The sequence below is a fragment of the Bradyrhizobium sp. SZCCT0148 genome, from assembly GCF_018129985.1.
Classification (GTDB): Bacteria; Pseudomonadota; Alphaproteobacteria; order Rhizobiales; family Xanthobacteraceae; genus Bradyrhizobium; species Bradyrhizobium japonicum_H.
In genome coordinates this window covers 1,310,291-1,328,105 of sequence record NZ_JAFCKT010000001.1, presented here as the reverse complement: position 1 = coordinate 1,328,105, position 17,815 = coordinate 1,310,291, and the positions used below count along the sequence as shown (strand labels likewise).

The following is a 17,815-nucleotide window of genomic DNA, read 5'->3' as shown; positions in this document are numbered from 1 at the left end:
TCGGAGAGCGATATGAGCCTGTTCAGCACGCCGTTCGATCCCACCCGCCACACGGCGCTCGTCACCGGCGCAGGCAACGGCATCGGCCGCGCCATCGCGCAGGCCCTGGTCGGCGAGGGCGTCCGGACCGTGTTCGCCGACATCAGTGCGGACCGTGTGAGTGCTGCGATCAGCGCGAGCAAGAAGCCTGATCTGGCGGTGCCCTGGATCGGCGATCTCGCCGAGCCCGATGCGTGCGATGAACTGCTTGCCGCCGCGGACGCAGCATTCGGTGGGATCACGCATTTCGTCCACAGCGCCTCGCCGCCGCGGTGGGAGGCCGATCACGCGCTCGCGGTCGACCGCAGGACCTGGCAGCAGATGCATGCGGTCAATCTCGATGCCGGCTTTCACCTGGCGCGCGAACTCGCACAGCGGCTGATCGCGGCGAAGCGGCCGGGCTCGTTCCTGTTCCTCACCTCGCTGCATGCGGGCACACCGCGCAACCTGCCGCATTATTCGACGGCAAAGGCGGGAATGGCGATGCTGGTGAAGGAACTGGCGAAATCGTTCGGCCGCCACGGCATCCGCGTCAATGCGCTGGTGCCCGGCGCGATCGCCGCCGGCGGGTTCGTCGCGGATCCCGCGCTGGCGCGGCACATTCCGCTCGGGCGCCTCGGCGAGGCCAATGACCTTGCGCCGATGGCGCTTACCGTGTTGTCGAACAAGCTCTCCGCTTACGTCACCGGTGCAGCCTTCGTCGTCGACGGCGGATTGTCGCTGACAAACTGGTTCGAGCCGCCGGTGCTGGACGAGTAGTCAGCGGCGCCAGGCCGGCACGGGATCGAGCGGCGTGCGATAAAGCTCGTTGTCGTCGCGGTCGGTGACGCGCACCGCGCAACCCCTCTGCTGCAGCTCCGGTTTCACCTGCGACAGCTCGGTGGCCAGCTGATCGGCCCGATCGGAGGCAACCTCGATGTCTTCGAGGATGATCCCGCCCTGGTTCTTGAACTCTCCACCAACCACAAGATCGAAAGAGTAGTACGGCATCCGAATTCCCCGGTGTGACGAGATGAGCTTCGGTTGAAGTCTCAACACATCTCGGATGGTACCACTGAGTCGATATCTATCGGGTGAACAGACCGCGCAATCTCTGTGCTTATGGCGCAGAAATGATGTGCAGCATGTGAGTACGTTAACATTTTATTAAACATGTCGACGCGATCATGAGGCATGGAATTGCAGCAGAACCGGGCTCCGGGAACCGGCAGCTGCAAGAGAAGGCCGCCGGCATAGATCCCGACGGCCTTTTCTCTTGAGCGAGAAAACGGCTTTTCGCACTGTCCGGACCTAACCGCACCACATCGACCAGGACAGCCATGCGACGTTTGTCGCAGCGCGCCGTGCTGTTGCGTGGAGGTAGTCTAGCGCAACGGCATCGGCGGACGCACGATTGGTCCGTCGTCATCTGCGACGGCTTGAGACGTGGTGACAGGCGCGACCGGCGGCGGCGGCACTGCGGCTGCCTGCGACGGCGGTGGCGCGAGCGGCGCGGGCGTAGAGGCCGGCATATAGGTATGCGACACCACCGGTTTCGGCTTGCGAACCGGCGGTGGTGACGGAGCCCGCGGTGGGAGCGCAGCGGCGCGTGCGCGCGGATCGACCGGCTTGACGTCAGCTGTCGGCTTTGGCGCAGTCGCTTTGGTCATCTCGCGCGCCATCTGCTCCTGTCCGGACTTCAACTCGGCGATGTCGGCCTTGAGCGCTTCGATCTGCTGCGCCATCGCGGCGAGATCGCGCGTCATCGATTGCACCGACTGCGCTGCATCGGGCTGCGTCGCTGCAGGCGCAACTGCGGCGACCTGGGCTGCCGGCGGCGTCGCAGATAGATCGGCCGGTCGATCACTGGCCACTTGCTCCGTGGGCGGTGCGGCCTGCGCGGCAGCAACAGGTGCGGTCTGCGATGTCGACGGCAGCAGCGACGCCAGTGCCGGTGTCCATTCGGCGATCATCTGCTTGGCGGTGTGGCCGTGTTGCGCCCAGACGATCGTGGCGGCTGCACTGCCGCCCGCAAATAAAAACGTGACGAAAGCGCCGCGCAGCCACTTGCCGGCGGCCGATCGCTTCCGCGGACCGGCACCATCGCTCGCGGCGACGCGGATGGCCGTGTCGACAGAGGGCGAGGGTGCCTCCTGTGGCTCCGAGACCGGACTAAACCGGGGCTCCAGAGAGATCTTGCGCTCGAACGAGGTTTCGGGCGCCGGCACGAATTTTGGCTCCGGTCGGGTTGCGATGTCAGGTGCCAGCGCGGGCGCAAGGCTTATGGGACGCGAAGCCAGCACAATGTCGGGCGAAATCTGAATCGCGTCGTGCGGATCGTTGTCCTCGACCGTGTCCTTCACGATCTCATCGACGATTTGCTTGGGGTTCAGCGTCGCGAGCATCGCAGCTCCTTTGAAGCCGGGCGTGTGAATCCCGGGCGCTTGAAATACTGGTCGTCCGCATTGGCGCGAGCCGATCTATTGAGGTGAGCCCATCCCGATCGGACGGGCCTCGCACGATGACGCACGAGTCCAGCCGGGTTTGACCAAAGCAAGGCAAGGGGATGGAGATGATGCGACGCTCTTACGCCGTTTGTGGTGATGGAACCCGCCTCGTCAAACACGAGCAATTGTTCCGCATGGCCTTGTTTTCAGCACGATTTGGGCGGCATCTGGAAACGCTGGGGGCGCTGCTATCCGCTATTGGGGGCCGACGCGGTGCCAAGATTACTGATCGCTCTATTCGTTGTTGCCGTGCTGCCGCTGGGCGGCTGCATGCAGACCACACTCTCGCCGTCGACCGACGCGAGCATGACGCCGCGGGATCGGCAGTTGCTCGCGCACACGCCTTACGCGCAAGCGAACGTGCCCGAGCAATTTCTCCGTCACGTCGTCGACTACCAGCGTAAGGAGCAGCCAGGTACCATCCTGGTCGACACCGATGCGCGCTACCTCTATTTCGTGCTGCCCGATGGTAAGGCAATTCGCTACGGCGTTGCGGTCGGCGAGGAAGCCATGGCGTTTTCCGGCGTCGCACGGGTCGGCCGTCTGGCGGAATGGCCGGACTGGGTTCCAACGGCAGACATCCAGGCGCGGCTCGGACCGTATCCGGCACGGGTTCCCGGCGGTCCCTCCAATCCGCTTGGCGCGCGGGGCATCTATCTCTATTCCGGCAATAAGGACACGCTCTACCGCATCCACGGCACCAACCAGCCGGAATATATCGGGCAGGCGATCTCGTCCGGCTGCATCCGGATGCGCAACGAGGACGTGATCGACCTCTACGATCGCGTGAAGCTCAATTCGACGGTCGTGGTGCTGCCGCCGGGACAGAGTGCGCAGGCCGAGGCGCGGGGAAGCTGGCGCGGGTGAAGGCTCGCAGGCGTGCACGCCCGGCGCGCTGCTTGCCGACAATTTTAGCCATTGTCTTGCGCGGTCCCTAACGTCTCGCGCCTAGCGTGTGGCGAGCAAGGGGTTGCTCGCATGTATGTCGTGAAGAATTCGCCGCGCGCGCTGTTCGCTGCGCTGATTCCGCTGGCCATCGTCGAAGCTGTGCTTCTGGCCTACGCTCTCGCAGGAAGCCAGGTAACTGATCCGGTCGGCGTGCCGGCGCCCGATCAGATCCTGGTGCTGTATGCCGGCCGCATGGCGATCAACGCGGCCTTGCTGTTCGCCGGACATATTGTGCTGCGGCAATGGACGGTCTCCAGCCGGCTGGCCTACGGCCTGATGGGTGGCGTCATGGCGGCGGTGAGCTACGGCATTGCGATCCGCAACCACATTGAGCTGACGGCGCCTGGCGACGGCAGTGTGATGACGATCGGACTGTTGCCGACCATTGCGGGAATGATCGGTGGCTTCCTTTACGGTCAGTTCGCCGGACTGAGCCCGGTTGTACGCGCAGCCGTGGACGCTTCCGCCGCCGACGCGTCGGGAAAGCTGCCGCCGCTGGCGTTCAACGGGCCGGTCCGCGTTCGCACCTCCTTCGCGGGCATCATCATCGCCGCGCTGATACCGACGGTGCTTGCTACTCTGCTGCCCTACACGTTGGTGCCGCTGCTGATGAACGGTTTCGCCGACAAGAGCACCTCACATATTTTTGCGGCAGTGATCCCGGCCCAGACCTTCATGGTCATGTTGGTGATCTCTGTCGTTCCTTCGAGCATCTTCATGCTCTGCGTTCACCACGCCGCGCGGGCGATGAGCCGCCGCAACGCGTGGGAGTACGCGGCGATTGGCGGCGTTGCGGCGTTCGCCTGCATGCTGCTGCTCGCGTTCGCGTTGCCGCTGCTTTCCTTTCTCGTGGTGCCGGCAGCGTTCTGCGGGGCTGTCATGGGCGCGATCTACCGCCGCTTCGCCGGCCTCGAGCCGATGCCGCTGCCGGAGGCTGTGATCGCGACCGATCCGAACACGCTGGTCGATTCCGATCATCCGTCGCGCCAGCAGCATGGCGTCATCCTCAGCAACTGATCGCCTGGGACGGATACATGAAAGCGCTTGCGGCACTTGGCGCGGGATTGGCAATCGCGGCGGTAGCGGTGCTCTGGTTCACGACCGGGCCCGTGATCGTGAATGCCGAGATCAAGCCGCTTCAGCCGAGCGAAGATATGCCGGTCTTCAGGCCCGTTCCGACCAAACTGGCCGGCCCGACCGGTCGCGACAACCGGTGACGATCTGGCTCTAGTCCTCAGGCCGGGCAATGCGCCATTGCAGCGTGGTTGCGATGCCGTTGGCCTCACCTGGCGCCTTGTCGGCGGGGGAGGTGTAGAGCGGGCGATAGCGGTACGCCCACATCTTGCTGCCGTCGTTGCGACTGATCACGGTGAAATCGCCGACGGCTTTGGCATCTGCGGTCGCCGGAAGGGGCACCCAGCTCTCGGTGCACTTGTCGTTGCAGTTTGAGGTTTTCCCGGTGGTGTCGCGCTCATAGGTATAAAGCGTCATCCCCTTGAGATCGACGAGCTTGGGCCCCTGTTTGGTCAGGATCACCTTCGCGGGCGAGGGCGGTGTCTCGGTCTTCGGCGGAGGAGCGGCACCGCCACCACCGTGACTGTTTGCGAGCGCGGAAGCGGTCGAGAGCGCAATGACCGCGGCCGCGATGACACACCTCAACATTCGATCCCCCGAGCCACAAAGTTAATCGCGCGTTAAGCGCAGAATGTTGCCGACACTAGCAGCCGAAAGTTAGTTCAAGGTTTCGCCGATCCCGGGATGAATACAGGACCATGATACCAGGTCAAACGTCGGGACTGCGCAGCGGCGCACGGCTGAGATCGTTGCCGGCGGCAATCGCCTTGCGCAGCAGCCGCATCAATTCCTCGCCCTCTCTCGTACTGAGGCCGCGCAGCAGGATGCGCTGGGCCGATTCCACGGCCGGTGTGATCTTGCGCAGCGTGCGCCGGCCCTCGTCGGTAATCTCGAGCTCGCGGGCGCGGCGATCGCGGCTGGAGGCGCGGCGCTCGGCCAGTCCCTTCTGCACGAGGCGGTCGATCACGCCGGTGATGGTGGTGCGGTCATAGGCGATCAAGCCTGCGAGCGTGACCTGGTCGAGTCCCGGATTGGCCTTGATGGTCGCCAGCGCGGCGTATTGCACCGGCGTGAGGTCGAACCCGGCATCCGCGACCTCGGCCAAAAACACCGCAACGGCGATCTGCTGAAACCGGCGCGCCAGATGCCCGGGCATATCGTTGTTGTCTTTCACCGATTTCTCCTCGGAGCCAGGGAAGCCGCGTTGACAAGTATACTGATCGTCAGCATACTGAGCAATATCGAACTGAAAGTTGACGGGAGAGGCGCATGCAATTCCATTTGAATGGATTTCAGCCGGGCGACCCCGAGATCGCCGACCCCGCCGAGCGCGTTCAGACGTCAGGCGCAGCGGGCGCCGTGCCTGACGAGGTCGATGTCCTCATCGTCGGCTGTGGCCCTGCGGGCCTCACGCTCGCCGCCCAGCTTGCGCAATTTCCGGATATCAAGACCTGCATCGTCGAGCAGAAGCCGGAACGCCTGCTGGTCGGTCAGGCCGACGGCATCGCCTGCCGGACCATGGAAATGTTCCACGCTTACGGCTTCAGCGAGCGTGTGCTGAAGGAGGCCTATTGGGTCAACGAGACCACCTTCTGGAAGCCAGACGAGCGGCAGCCCGAGACCATCGTCCGCAGCGGCAGGGTGCAGGACGTCGAGGACGGGCTGTCGGAATTCCCGCACGTCATCCTCAACCAGGCGCGCATCCATGACGGCTTTCTCGACGTCATGCGCAAATCGCCGGCCAAGCTCGAACCTCACTACAGCCGCCGCCTGGTCGACCTCGAGGTCGATCCGGAGGCAGGTCCCGCGGATCCTGCGGTGACCGTGCATCTGGAACGCCTCGATGCTGCGAACGAGGGGAAGATTGAAACGATCAAGACGCGCTATGTCGTCGGATGCGACGGTGCGCGCAGCATGGTGCGCAAGTCGATCGGGCGAGAGCTGCACGGCGATTCCGCCAACCACGCCTGGGGCGTGATGGACGTGCTGGCGGTGACCGATTTTCCGGACATCCGCTTCAAGTCCCTGATCCAGTCTGCGAAGGACGGCAGCCTGCTGATCATCCCGCGCGAAGGCGGATACATGGTCCGCATCTATGTCGAGCTCGCCAAGCTCGATGTCGGCGAGCGCGTCGCCAACCGCAACATCACCGCCGACGATGTGATTGCGAAAGCGCAGCGGATACTGATGCCGCATACGCTGGAAGTGAAGGAGATCGCCTGGTGGTCGGTCTACGAGATCGGCCAGCGTCTCACCGACAAGTTCGACGACGTGCCGGAGGCCGACATCGCATCTCGCCTGCCGCGTATCTTCATCGCTGGAGATGCCTGCCATACCCACAGCCCCAAGGCCGGGCAGGGCATGAACGTCTCGATGCAGGACGCCTTCAATCTCGGCTGGAAACTTGCCGGCGTCCTGCGGAAGCAGTGTGCTCCACACCTGTTGCACTCCTATTCGGTGGAGCGCCAGGCGGTTGCGAAAGAGCTGATCGATTTCGATCGCGAGTGGGCGGGGATTTTGGCGTCGTCAGCAAAAGCGGGCGGCGCCGATGCCGCCAGAACGCAGGATTATTTCGTCAGGCACGGCCGCTACACCGCGGGCACGGCGACACATTACAAGCCGTCGATCCTCACCGGCGCAGCCTCGCATCAGCACCTCGCGCAAGGCCTCGTCATCGGCAAGCGCTTTCATTCCGCACCGGTGATCCGGCTGGCGGATGCCAAGCCTGTTCATCTCGGCCACGCTGCGCAGGCTGATGGCCGCTTCCGGATCTACGCGTTTTCGCGGGCCGAAGATCCTGCGGCCGCAGGCTCCGCCATTCGCGCGCTGTGCAACTTCCTCACGGAAGCCCTGGAATCTCCGCTGAAGCGATTCACCCCCGCTGGCGCCGACATCGACAGCGTGATCGATTTCCGGGCGGTCTTTCAGCAAAATCATCGCGAGCTCGACGTCGCGGCGATGCCGTCGCTGCTGCTCCCGCGCAAGGGGCGGTATGGTTTGCGCGACTACGAAAAGATGTTCTGTCCGGACCTCAAGAGCGGCCAGGACATTTTCACGATGCGCGGCATCGATCGGAAAGCCGGCTGCGTGGTCGTGGTGCGGCCGGACCAGTATGTCGCGAACGTGCTGCCGCTCTCCGACTTTACCGGGCTTGCGTCATACTTCGATGCGTTCATGTTGCAGGTCAACTGACTGTCCTTCGGCGCGCCATGCGCGGTGCACCGATGAACGGCGGATGAATATTGAACCGCGCGCGGGTGTTAATCTCAATCTTTCGATCGACGGCGCGCCGTACGCGGAACGCCTGTTCGCTGGCGCGTTCCGCCTTTCAAAGGAGGACTCCGCCATGAAGTTCAGAACCGCTCTCGTTGCAGCATTGTTGCTGGCCCCGACGGCCGCGCTGGCCGCGCCGGGCATCGTCACCGTCTCGACCGGATTGCGCGCCGGGCCAGGTCCGGGCTTTCCCCTTGTCGATCGCGTCCCCGAGGGCGCCCGCGTCAACATCCATGGCTGCCTGCGCGGCAACGCCTGGTGCGATGTCAGCTTCTCCGATGACCGCGGCTGGGTGTCGTCGCAATATCTCGAATATTTGTACCGCAATCATTACGTCTATCTCCCGGACTATGTCGATGAGATCGACGTTCGCGTCGTCCCCTTCGTGCTGACCTCATACTGGTCCAGCCACTACGCAAGCCGTCCTTTCTATCGCCGCCACGCCTATTGGAATAACTACTGGACCTCGCACGAGCGCGTCGCGACGCGGATGACGCTTGATCCGCGTGCGGCTCGCATCGGCCGTGCGGCAACGCGCGATGCCGCGATTGCGCTCGAACGCAGCGGCGTGCGCGGCAAGGGCGCTGCCGCGATTTCAAGGCGTGACGCCGCGACCATGCAGCACGATGGAGCGATTGCGAAACGCGACGCTGCGATCGCGAAGCGCGACGCTGTGATGTCCGACCGAACCCGCGCTGGACGAAACGAGCGCATCGTGCATGAACGGACCAACGTGCAGACCCGCAATCCGCGCGATGCGCAGGCCCGCATGATGCACGAGCGGGCGGCGACCCGCGCTCCGGTGCGTGCGCAGCCGATGGCCCGCGCGCATGAAGCGCCCCGCGTATCGGCCGCGCCTCCTGCGCGTCCGGCGATGCCGCATGTCGCCCAGCCAAACGTGAGCCGTGGTTCGCCGATGAATGCTCGTGCGCAAATGCCGGCGCAACGGGCTGCCGCGCCTGCAACGCCGCACGTCGGCGGGGGCGGTGTCCCGCATATCAATTCTGCGCCCCGTGGCGGCGGCGCCCCGGCGGGCGGCCCCGGGGGCGGACATCAGAAGCACTAGCATTGCATTGGAAAGCCCGGCCTTGGTGCCGGGCTTTTCATCACTCGGCGGGGCTTTTACAATTTAAGATAGTTCTTCGCTGGCAGATTTCATCGATCGTAACATGTCTACCCAAAGCTGTAAGCATCCACTCGGGGCAGCGGGGCACGGGAGGATGACATGAAACAGAGCCAGGCAGAGACGCGCCGCCAAAATGTCGCGAAGCGTTCGATGACGAAGGAGGCCAGGCAACTCAGCGGCCTGATTGCGGGGCTGCGCGAATCCCTCGAGGGGATTCACAGGGAGCGGATGGGCGCCAAGCTCAGCGGCGCCGAGATGGGCCTGCTCGATGAGCGCCGCAACAACCTGCTGCTCACCATCGCAGCCCTCGACGACCGCCTCTCGGCGGTGCAAGGGCTGATCGATCTCGGCCGCCCTCACATCATCCGCATGCACTAGGGGCTGCGGAAGGCAAGATTCGGTTCCTTCGACGCCGGTCGCCAGCGCCGATCATCGGCGCCATGCCTGCGGAGGGCACCAAATTGCCACGCTCCCGGCGAATTGCCGCCAAAGCCCGCTGCCACGAGGAGGGCGGGTGCAGGGCGACGCAAGGGGATGCGAATTGGCCTACAAAATGATCGCAGAACGCGACAACGCGAAGTACAGTTTCGCCCGCGAGAGCCGGCTGCTCATCGTAGCGAAAGCGAAGGTGTGGGCGAGCGAGGGTTGGCAAGTCGTCATCACCGACCAGGACGGCAAGGCTTACGCACCACCGGAGTTCGATCAACTGTTGGCTGCGTGACCGAAAGACGGGACGGCATTTGATACCGCTGTTTCAATCGGGGCGCGACCGGATCGTGCTCGTGATTGCTGTTGCAGCCGCCGCTGTCATGACGGCGACAGTTGCCGCGGCGCAAAACCTCGACGCCGGCAAGCCGGCCGCTAAGCTGTTCGCTGAAGGCTGCGCGACCTGCCATCGCAGCCCGCGCGGCCTCGCCAAGGGGCGCTTCAGCCTGACGCTGACCTGGTTCCTGAAGGACCATTACGCGACCAGCGCGGACTCCGCCAAGTCGCTCGCCGCCTATCTGCAGTCCGTTGACGAGCCGCCGCCGCGCACTGCGGTCAGGCCCAAGAAGCCCGCACGACCCGCTCCGCGTCCGGCAAAGCCCGTGCAGAGCCAATAGCCGGCTCCCGGCATCAACGCACACTGGTCTCCGAGAACAAGTTGATGACCACGACGCCCGATACGATCAGGGCAATGCCGACGAAGGCTGCGGCGTCCAGGATCTGGCGGAACAACACGAAGGACACGGTGGCGGTCAGGATGATGCCGACCCCACCCCAGATCGCGTAGGCGATGCTTAATGGAACAACCCGGATCGCCACCGACAGCGCATAGAACGAGGCGACGTAGAGCAGGACCATCCCCAGTGTCGGCCACGGACGGGTGAACTGTGCCGACTGCTGTAACAACGCTGACGCGGTGACCTCGAACACGATGGCGAGCGCGAGTGCCGCGTAGGCATTGAAAGCGGGGGTCATGAGTCTCTCAACGGGTGAAAGATGCTGCGCGACAGCCAAGGTCAATCATGAACAGACTCTTCGCTAACGGCGAATATCATCCGTAAGTGACGAAGCTGCGACACCGGCTGGACAACGGACAGTGCAGTGTCAGCCGATCCGCACCGAGAGCTCGACGTCTTCGGCGAAGGGTGTGGACATATAGCCGCTGCCGGGGGCGCGCACGCGCGCCAGATAATCCGGGCTGTCGTCGGCGTTGTCGGCGACGATGATCGCGCCCGGTCCGAGATGGCCTTCCAGCAGGTCGAGGATCTCCGGATAGAGTGCCTTGGCGCCGTCGAGCAGCACGAGATCGATGCTATCAGGCAGATCGACGCTGAGCGTCTTCAGCGCATCGCCTTCGCGGATTTCGACGAGATCGATCAAGCCGCCGGCGGCGAGATTTTCCCGTGCCCGCGCCGCCTTGGACGGCTCGAACTCGCTGGTGACGAGGTGGCCTCCGCCATTGTCGCGCAGGCCTGCGGCAAAGTGCAGTGTCGAGACGCCGAACGACGTGCCGAACTCGACGATGGTCCTGGCGCGGGAGGCGCGTGTCAGCATGTAGAGCAGGCGTCCAGTCTCGCGCGAGACCGCGAGCGGCGCGTCCTTCAGGCGTCCGTAGAGGTCGCGATAATCGGTCTTGCTCCGCATCAAGCGTGCCCGGTCGGCACCGGACAAATCCGCGACGGCGGCCAGCGTTGCGCCATTTGCTGCCTCGGCCTCGTCGATCAGGCGCTCCAGCAGCGGCGCAAGCGATGTGATGGTTGGGGTGGTCATTTGGGTCTCCAGACTCGAAGAGAAACGCTTGCTTGCGTGCCGCGTGAAATACGACTAATTCGTCGCATTTCCTATTCGCATTCGCCACGTGAGCCATGGCAGAACGTCGAAGCCGTTCAATTTCTTCACGAAAACAGCCGCAACAGGCCCGCTCCAGCGAGCTTGTCGCGGCCATCCTCGATGCCGCTGTTCAGGTTCTGACGAAGGAGGGCGCGCAGCGTTTCACCACGGCGCGGGTGGCGGAGCGGGCCGGGGTGAGCGTCGGATCGCTCTATCAATATTTTCCGAACAAGGCCGCGATCCTGTTCCGTCTCCAGAGCGACGAGTGGCGGCAAACGAGCGAGCTGCTGCGTGGCATCCTCGAAGATCGGGCAAAGCCACCGCCGGTGCGGCTGCGCGCGCTGGGGCATGCCTTCATTCTGTCCGAGTGCGAGGAGGCCGCGATCCGCGGCGCGCTCGCCGATGCAGCGCCGCTCTATCGCGACGCGCCCGAGGCGCAGGACGCGCGGGCCGCCGGTGAGGGGATCATCGCGGCGTTCATGCGGGAAGCGCTGCCCAAGGCCTCGGCGGCCACCCGTATGCTTGCCGGCGAGCTGATCAAGACGACGCTGAGCGAGGTCGGCAAGCGGTTTTCGGAGACGCCGCGCAGTGAGGCCGAGATCGCGCGTCATGCCGACGGGCTGGCCGACATGTTCTGCGCCTATCTCGGCGAGCTGGCACGACGCTGACATGCGGGCGCTGCGTGCTCTCGGGGCTGAGACGGGCTACTCTTGCATCGCCTGATGTTTCTCCTTACGGACCTCCTCCATGCTCGTCATCTCCATTCAAAGCCAGGTGGTCCACGGCCATGTCGGCAACAGCGCGGCCGTCTATGCCATCCAGGCGGAGGGCGTGAACGTTGCGGCGGTACCGACGACGTTGCTGTCCAACCATCCGCGCTATCCGAGCCTGCGCGGGCGGGTGCTGGAGACCGAACTCGTTGCCGATCTTCTGACCGGTGTGGAGGAGCGCGGCCTGGTCGACGAGGCCGCCGTGCTCGTCACCGGCTATCTCGGCTCGCCAGGCAACGCCGCGGTGATCGCCGATTTCGTGGAGCGGGCACTCACGCGGAATTCCAGGCTCGTCTATCTCTGCGACCCCGTGATCGGCGATGACGGCCGCGTCTATGTCGCCGACGGCATTCTAGACGTGGTCCGGCACCGGCTGCTGCCGGCAGCCAACCTCACCACGCCGAACCAGTTCGAACTCGAGCTGCTCTCAGGCCTCACGATCATGGATGCGCAGGACCTGCGTGCGGCCTGTTCGGCGCTGGCGGTGAGCGGCCGCATCGACGTGGTCGCGACCGGCTGCACGCTCGCCGATACGCCGGAAGGGCAGGTGGAGACTATCCTGTTTGCTTCGGGGCAGTTGTCGCGCTTTGCGACGCCGCGCCTGCCGATCCGCCCCTCTGGCACCGGCGATCTCCTCACCGGCCTGATCGCCGCGCATCTGGCCAAGGGCGAGGCGATCGAGGCCGCAGTGCGGCTTGCGGTCGAAACGGTCTTTGCGGTGCTGGTGCGCACAGAGGGCGCCGGCACGGCCGAGATGTGGCTGGTGCCGCTGCCGATGCCGGGACGCGGAACGTAACGTCCTCAGATGGCGCGCTTGCCGGTCGATTGCGCCGATTTCTGCGGCTTGGCCGGGCTCTTCTGCTCACGCGCGGCCTGGGCCTTTTGGGCCTTTGGCGGCTTGGCGCTCGCGACAGCCCGCGACTTCTTCGGTTTGGCGCTGGCGATTTCCTTGCGCTCACCCGTGCCGCGCTTCGAGATGTATTCGGCGCCGTCGACCGGGCCGACATGCGGCGGATCGCGGCCGAGATAGGGCCGGCCGATGCCGTACGCCTTGCCGTTGGCGTCGACCCACTTCCACAGGATTTCAGTCGAGACCCAGCGCTGCGCGCGGTTATTGCCCTGGGTGCTGACGATGTCCGCCGCCATGCCGTGGCCGTAGCCGCCGCGCGTGCTGCCGCCGTGATAGGACCGGTCGGAGGCGGCCTTCAGGCCGCTCGCGATCGACTGGCGGTAATCGTCGCGGAACGCGCTGGTGATGCCGGGCGAGAGGCCGGCGGCCTCTGCGGCGAGCAACGTGCGGAACAGCTTCCGTTTGAAGCCCTTGTCCATGCCGCCGATGACGTAGTCCATCATCGACATGCCGGCATGCTCGGCCGCCTTCGGATCCTTCCAGCCGAAATCCTGATCGACGAGCTTGGTGAAGCTGCGCATCACCGTGACCGTCTTGCCCTTGCGCTTGACGGTAACGGCGCGGCGCTCCTGGACCTTGATCGAGTCCTCTTTTGCGGTGCGCTGATAGAGCGCCCAGAGATAGCGGTCGATGCAGGCATCCATGACGAAGCATTCGTCGAGCACGGCGACGGTGTCGGCCGGTGGTGATGCCTTGCTCACAGGTGTGACGGGGCCGGTCGCGATCGCCGCGGGGGACAGTTCTTGCGTCGTCACGATCTCGGTGGGATCGGCAGAGGCGAGCTTGATGGTCGCTGGCGCTGCAACTGGGGGAGCCTCACTGACGATGGGCTCTGGTTCAGGCGACATCTGCAACTGCGGCGCGGGCGGCGCCTCCGCCGGCAGAATCAGCACCGGATCGGCCGAGGCGAGCTTGATGGGTTGCGGCTCGGGCACCGTTTCAGTGATCGTCGGGGCCGGTTCCGCGGCCACGGCAGCTGCGATGTCGGCGGTCAAGGCGATGCCGTCCTCGATCATCGCAGCGCGCGGCACGTCGGCGAGGTCGAACCGGCTGAGATCCTTGGCGCGGGACACGGCAGCCGCGTTGGCGCCGGTGTTTTCGACGAGGATAGGAGCATAGGCGGAGAGGGAGAGCGCCAGCCAGCCGGCCACAACGGCCGAGGGGCACGCGACCGCCACCAGAAGAGACCGCCGATCGTTCATGATCCCTGCCTCCAAACGGTTCTGTTCGGACACGCTCTGTCGGAACAGTGATGATGCAAGAACAGTGTTGCACGGAAAGGCACGCAGCGCCTCGATTGTTCGGAGGACGGTGTGGCAGCGCAATGGCGTAAATCGGCGAAACAGGCTTTTCGCGGGGGGTGTTGCCGAGGTGCAACGCGGGTTCCATCGGCGTTTCGAAGGACGGCAACCAAAGGCGGCGTCCATTGTCGTCAACTTGAAGCGATCGGGTTTACTCAATCTTGGATTGTGGTGGTTCATTTCTCGCTTGCCGGCGTTCCGGCAAGAGTTGGGAAGGACGCGATTGTGAATTTGAAATGCAAATGCCTTGAATTCCTCGCCGATGAATCCGGCGCCACCGCGATCGAATACGGCCTGATCGCAGCCGGAATCGCGCTGGCGATCATCGAGATCATCCAAGCGCTTGGTATCAATCTCGTCGCAAAGCTGCAGTCGCTGGCGACGGCGTTGAAATAGCGTGGTAGGGGGCATCACTTCTTGCCCGACATGCGTGGCGACCAACCGGGCCCGGAGGCCTGCCTCGTCGATGACTGAGCCAGCGTGCTCGGTTGCTGAACACCGTCATAAAGCCGTCATGTCGCGGGCAGCCGTGATTCGATCAACGCCTTATACGCATTAAACATATCGCCATGCAGCGCACGCGCTGTTGCAATGCAACAAAACATGTCGCAATGCAGCAAAGCGCACCTAAATTGGTTCCAGCACTTCCACTGGAGCATCACAATGAACAAGAAGACTTTGTCGATCGCCGCCGCCATCCTGGCGATCGCGGGCAGCACCGCGGCTTTTGCCGCCGAGTTGCCGACTTACGAGACCCATGGATTTCCGGTCTCGCCCTTGCAGGTTCGCGTCCTCGGTGCCGCGCATGTCGAGCAGCAGACCGCAGCGCCCACCACGCTCGCCTCGGCCCATCAGGTGAGCGTGCTCAGCCCTCGCAAGGTGAAGACCGCCACGATCGGCGCGGCGCGCTAGGCTGACAATTTGAACGGCAGCGGGCTCCGCGGAAATGCGGGGCCTCCTGCCTCAAGTGAGCGACATCACCGCTGCTTGCGCACCGCGCGAGTTCGATGCGCTGATCGAGAAACCGGCCGCGAACAAGTTCGCGTGAATGTGCCGGAGATGTATCCCGGTTCATAACGGGTGTGATCCTTTTAACAGTTGATTTGCATGTCGCGTTGCCTGATGCGGCTGCCGCATCGTTGCGGCAATTTTTGAAGTCATATTGGAGGCGTCATGCCCGTTGCGCAGAAAGCCGCTACCGTCACCACCTCGCCGCGTGCGTTCATTCTCAAGCAAGCCGCCTTGTGCGCAGCCGCCGTCCTGTTCGTGTTCGTGCTGAGCCTGACCTACGGGCTCGATCTCAGCCCCGGATTTTTCTGAGCGACACCCGGCGCCGCGCTGAAGCCCGAACATCACCGCCGCTTGCCAGCCCTGCAACCGCGTGGGTTGAGCCGATATAGGCGCTGCCATAAGGCTTGAGCCCATGGATCAGCGCACGAGCCGCGCCGGCGCTCTCTCTCAGAACAACGATACGGCGCCGGCACTGCTCGGCGTCGCTTGCGGGCTTGCCGCGGCGCTGTTCTGGGCGTTCGGCTTCGCCGCCACGCGGCACGGCCTCAAGGTCGGCTTCACGCCGGTCGATCTGCTGGTGCATCGCTATGTCTGGTCGGGACTCGTGTTCCTGCCGTTGGTGTTCCGCGCCGGCATCTCCGATCTCTGCGGCATCGGCTGGAGCAGGGGCCTCGTGCTGATGGTGCTCGGCGGCCCCGTGATGTCGCTGATCTCCTACACCGGCTTCCTGTTCGTGCCACTCGGCCATGGCAGCGTGATCCAGCCCTCCTGTGCGACGCTCGGCGGCCTGCTGCTCGCGGCGCTGCTGCTGAAGGAGCACATCTCCGCCTCGCGCCTGGCCGGTGCGATCGTCATCGTCGGCGGCCTCGGTGTGATCGGCGCGGAATCGATCGGCCATATCGGGCCCGACGGCGTGCTCGGCGATCTGATCTTCGTGGTGACCGGATTAATGTTCGCAGGCTTCGGCGCAGCCCTGCGCCACTGGCGCGTCTCGGCCGTGTCGGCTGCGCTGGTGATCAACGTGCTGTCGCTCCTGCTGCTGCCGGTCTACATCGCAACCGTTGGTCTCGCCCATGTCGCGGCGATCGGCGTGAGCGAGAATGCGATCCAGGCGCTGGCGCAGGGCGTGCTCGCCGGGCCCGCGGCGCTCTATCTCTACGCCGTCTCGGTGCAGCGCCTCGGCGTTGCCCGTGCGGCGGTGTTTCCGGCCTGCGTGCCGGCACTGACGCTGCTCACCGGCTGGCTGCTGCTCGGCGAGCCGCCGACCATGCTGCAGGCCGCAGGACTCGTGACGGTGCTGTGCGGATTCTATCTGGCGCAGCGGCAGAGCTAAGCGCGGGCTAGGCCTTCTTCACGAACTCCGACTTCAGGTTCATCGCGCCGATGCCGTCGATCTTGCAGGCGATGTTGTGGCCGTCGCTGGCGTCCTGCAGGCGGATGTTGCGCACCTTGGTGCCGCCCTTCACCACCGAGGAGGAGCCCTTGACCTTGAGATCCTTGAGCACGATGACGCTGTCGCCATCAGCGAGCGCATTGCCGTTGGCATCGCGCACGCCGGCGTCCTGCGCGGTGTCAGCCGCGGCTTCCGCCACACCGCTCCACTCGTGACCGCATTCCGGGCAGACCCAGAGATCGCGGTCCTGATAGGCGTGCTCGGAGTTGCAGGCAGGGCATTTCATCGTGTCGGTCATTGGGACTCGTCTCGGGCTTCGTTCGCGGCGCGACCGTAGGGGCGCAATCGCGGAAAGCAAGGGAAAGCTGCTGCCTGCGATCGCTGCCGGTGCGATATCACCGAAACGGCGCGACGAAGATCTGAGCCAGCCCACACGCTCGCTTGACGCAGATCAACTTCAGTGTCTGCGTCCGACCTACGCTCGATGCGCCTCGAGGCAACAGCGGGGAATGGCGATGTCGCACGGCGTACGAATCTATCTCGGCTTGATCGTCCTGATCGCGTTGTCGGTGCTGTTCCTCCTGGGCATCATTCACTCCGCCGCGGGGGCGCCGCGGTCCGGTCCGCGCGCCGTGGCCGAAGGACATCGTCTGGCCGAGGCGTGGTGCGAAAGCTGTCACGCCGTCGAGCCGCACATGACGGGATTTTTCGACGAGGCTCCGAGCTTCCAGTCCATCGCCGACCGCAGCGGCACCACCGCGCTCTCGCTCAAGGTGTTCTGGCGCACCAGCCACCAGACCATGCCGAACCTCGTGATCTCGCCGCAGCAGGCCGATGCGCTGTCGGCCTACATCCTCAGCCTGAGAGCCCAATGAGGCCGCCGGGGCGATTTTGCGAAAACAACCCCATGCACAGTAGAGATGTCGTTGATAAAGCTCGCGTTTCGGTAGAGCCGAAGAGAGGCTTGCGGCGTCGGGCAAAACACGGGCATGATGGCATGCTCGACCGCGAGGAGTCCGTGCGGAGTGTGTAGGCCGGAGAGGCCAACGGATCGGCGCGAAGCGCGGCCCGATGGCAGGCTTGGCGAAATCCGGGCGTGCGGCATCATCCCGGATTGCGCTGCGCGCCATCCCGGCTAGGCTCGCCGCGCAATCCGCTACGAGCCCGC

The 17,815-nt window shown here is 64.5% G+C and carries 24 protein-coding genes; 16 read left to right on the top strand and 8 right to left on the bottom strand.

Features of this window, described 5'->3' with window-relative positions; genetic code table 11:
* Positions 1-12 precede the first annotated feature (12 nt).
* On the top strand, positions 13-798 hold the full coding sequence (locus JQ580_RS06415; protein ID WP_212278822.1) for an SDR family NAD(P)-dependent oxidoreductase: 786 nt from the start codon (positions 13-15) through the stop codon (positions 796-798).
* Here JQ580_RS06415 and JQ580_RS06410 read toward each other — a convergent pair whose 3' ends face one another.
* Positions 799-1,029, bottom strand: coding sequence for a DUF6894 family protein (locus JQ580_RS06410; RefSeq protein ID WP_212278821.1), 231 nt, complete (start codon positions 1,027-1,029; stop codon positions 799-801).
* A 374-nt stretch (positions 1,030-1,403) separates the two neighbouring features.
* Positions 1,404-2,423 carry a hypothetical protein gene (locus JQ580_RS06405; protein ID WP_212278820.1) on the bottom strand — a complete coding sequence of 340 codons (1,020 nt, stop codon included), beginning with the start codon at positions 2,421-2,423 and terminating at the stop codon, positions 1,404-1,406.
* A gap of 372 nt (positions 2,424-2,795) precedes the next feature.
* Between JQ580_RS06405 and JQ580_RS06400 the strand changes: the two genes are divergently transcribed.
* The 3 genes from JQ580_RS06400 to JQ580_RS06390 all read left to right on the top strand — a co-directional run bounded on the left by JQ580_RS06400 (position 2,796) and on the right by JQ580_RS06390 (position 4,690).
* Positions 2,796-3,392 carry a L,D-transpeptidase gene (locus JQ580_RS06400; protein WP_249133942.1) on the top strand — a complete coding sequence of 199 codons (597 nt, stop codon included), beginning with the start codon at positions 2,796-2,798 and terminating at the stop codon, positions 3,390-3,392.
* A 111-nt stretch (positions 3,393-3,503) separates the two neighbouring features.
* On the top strand, positions 3,504-4,490 hold the full coding sequence (locus tag JQ580_RS06395; RefSeq protein WP_212278818.1) for a hypothetical protein: 987 nt from the start codon (positions 3,504-3,506) through the stop codon (positions 4,488-4,490).
* Positions 4,491-4,507: 17 nt separating this feature from the next.
* A complete protein-coding gene (locus JQ580_RS06390) occupies positions 4,508-4,690 on the top strand; it encodes a hypothetical protein (RefSeq protein ID WP_212278817.1) in 183 nt (60 codons plus the stop codon).
* Positions 4,691-4,700: 10 nt separating this feature from the next.
* On the opposite strand, the gene JQ580_RS06385 is transcribed toward JQ580_RS06390, so the two are convergent.
* The gene (locus JQ580_RS06385) at positions 4,701-5,135 is read right to left on the bottom strand and encodes a COG4315 family predicted lipoprotein (RefSeq protein WP_212278816.1); all 435 of its coding nucleotides are present in this window, start codon (positions 5,133-5,135) and stop codon (positions 4,701-4,703) included.
* A 121-nt stretch (positions 5,136-5,256) separates the two neighbouring features.
* Entirely contained in the window at positions 5,257-5,721 is a 465-nt protein-coding gene (locus JQ580_RS06380; RefSeq protein ID WP_212278815.1) for a MarR family winged helix-turn-helix transcriptional regulator, read from the bottom strand.
* A gap of 95 nt (positions 5,722-5,816) precedes the next feature.
* On the opposite strand from JQ580_RS06380, the gene JQ580_RS06375 reads away from it, so the two are divergent.
* The 5 genes from JQ580_RS06375 to JQ580_RS06355 all read left to right on the top strand — a co-directional run bounded on the left by JQ580_RS06375 (position 5,817) and on the right by JQ580_RS06355 (position 10,049).
* On the top strand, positions 5,817-7,739 hold the full coding sequence (locus JQ580_RS06375; protein ID WP_212278814.1) for an FAD-binding monooxygenase: 1,923 nt from the start codon (positions 5,817-5,819) through the stop codon (positions 7,737-7,739).
* Positions 7,740-7,893: 154 nt separating this feature from the next.
* Positions 7,894-8,886, top strand: a complete 993-nt coding sequence (locus tag JQ580_RS06370; RefSeq protein ID WP_212278813.1) for an SH3 domain-containing protein — start codon at positions 7,894-7,896, stop codon at positions 8,884-8,886.
* Between the two features lie 159 nt (positions 8,887-9,045).
* Positions 9,046-9,324: a hypothetical protein gene (locus JQ580_RS06365; protein WP_212278812.1), complete on the top strand. Its 279-nt coding sequence runs from the start codon at positions 9,046-9,048 to the stop codon at positions 9,322-9,324.
* A 136-nt stretch (positions 9,325-9,460) separates the two neighbouring features.
* Positions 9,461-9,667: a hypothetical protein gene (locus tag JQ580_RS06360; protein WP_162307510.1), complete on the top strand. Its 207-nt coding sequence runs from the start codon at positions 9,461-9,463 to the stop codon at positions 9,665-9,667.
* 64 nt (positions 9,668-9,731) lie between these two features.
* Positions 9,732-10,049 (top strand): hypothetical protein, encoded by a 318-nt coding sequence (locus tag JQ580_RS06355; RefSeq protein WP_212279232.1) that lies wholly within the window; start codon positions 9,732-9,734, stop codon positions 10,047-10,049.
* Between the two features lie 13 nt (positions 10,050-10,062).
* Here JQ580_RS06355 and JQ580_RS06350 read toward each other — a convergent pair whose 3' ends face one another.
* Positions 10,063-10,407, bottom strand: coding sequence for a DMT family transporter (locus tag JQ580_RS06350; protein WP_212278811.1), 345 nt, complete (start codon positions 10,405-10,407; stop codon positions 10,063-10,065).
* Positions 10,408-10,536: 129 nt separating this feature from the next.
* Positions 10,537-11,202 carry an O-methyltransferase gene (locus JQ580_RS06345; RefSeq protein WP_212278810.1) on the bottom strand — a complete coding sequence of 222 codons (666 nt, stop codon included), beginning with the start codon at positions 11,200-11,202 and terminating at the stop codon, positions 10,537-10,539.
* Between the two features lie 95 nt (positions 11,203-11,297).
* On the opposite strand from JQ580_RS06345, the gene JQ580_RS06340 reads away from it, so the two are divergent.
* Complete coding sequence (locus JQ580_RS06340; RefSeq protein WP_212278809.1) at positions 11,298-11,930, top strand: TetR/AcrR family transcriptional regulator; 633 nt, start codon at positions 11,298-11,300, stop codon at positions 11,928-11,930.
* Positions 11,931-12,009: 79 nt separating this feature from the next.
* Positions 12,010-12,828, top strand: coding sequence for a pyridoxal kinase (gene pdxY, locus JQ580_RS06335; RefSeq protein WP_212278808.1), 819 nt, complete (start codon positions 12,010-12,012; stop codon positions 12,826-12,828).
* Between the two features lie 5 nt (positions 12,829-12,833).
* Here pdxY and JQ580_RS06330 read toward each other — a convergent pair whose 3' ends face one another.
* Positions 12,834-14,144 carry a hypothetical protein gene (locus tag JQ580_RS06330; RefSeq protein ID WP_212278807.1) on the bottom strand — a complete coding sequence of 437 codons (1,311 nt, stop codon included), beginning with the start codon at positions 14,142-14,144 and terminating at the stop codon, positions 12,834-12,836.
* Between the two features lie 324 nt (positions 14,145-14,468).
* Here JQ580_RS06330 and JQ580_RS06325 point away from each other — a divergent pair, with 324 nt between their 5' ends.
* The 4 genes from JQ580_RS06325 (at position 14,469) to JQ580_RS06310 (ending at position 16,587) form a co-directional block, all read left to right on the top strand.
* Positions 14,469-14,639: a Flp family type IVb pilin gene (locus JQ580_RS06325; RefSeq protein WP_212279230.1), complete on the top strand. Its 171-nt coding sequence runs from the start codon at positions 14,469-14,471 to the stop codon at positions 14,637-14,639.
* Between the two features lie 267 nt (positions 14,640-14,906).
* Positions 14,907-15,155: a hypothetical protein gene (locus JQ580_RS06320; RefSeq protein ID WP_212278806.1), complete on the top strand. Its 249-nt coding sequence runs from the start codon at positions 14,907-14,909 to the stop codon at positions 15,153-15,155.
* 261 nt (positions 15,156-15,416) lie between these two features.
* Complete coding sequence (locus JQ580_RS06315) at positions 15,417-15,563, top strand: hypothetical protein (RefSeq protein ID WP_212278805.1); 147 nt, start codon at positions 15,417-15,419, stop codon at positions 15,561-15,563.
* 103 nt (positions 15,564-15,666) lie between these two features.
* Positions 15,667-16,587, top strand: a complete 921-nt coding sequence (locus tag JQ580_RS06310) for a DMT family transporter (protein WP_212278804.1) — start codon at positions 15,667-15,669, stop codon at positions 16,585-16,587.
* A 7-nt stretch (positions 16,588-16,594) separates the two neighbouring features.
* On the opposite strand, the gene JQ580_RS06305 is transcribed toward JQ580_RS06310, so the two are convergent.
* Complete coding sequence (locus tag JQ580_RS06305; RefSeq protein WP_212278803.1) at positions 16,595-16,945, bottom strand: zinc ribbon domain-containing protein YjdM; 351 nt, start codon at positions 16,943-16,945, stop codon at positions 16,595-16,597.
* A 217-nt stretch (positions 16,946-17,162) separates the two neighbouring features.
* On the opposite strand from JQ580_RS06305, the gene JQ580_RS06300 reads away from it, so the two are divergent.
* Positions 17,163-17,522 carry a c-type cytochrome gene (locus JQ580_RS06300; RefSeq protein ID WP_212278802.1) on the top strand — a complete coding sequence of 120 codons (360 nt, stop codon included), beginning with the start codon at positions 17,163-17,165 and terminating at the stop codon, positions 17,520-17,522.
* Positions 17,523-17,815 lie beyond the last annotated feature (293 nt).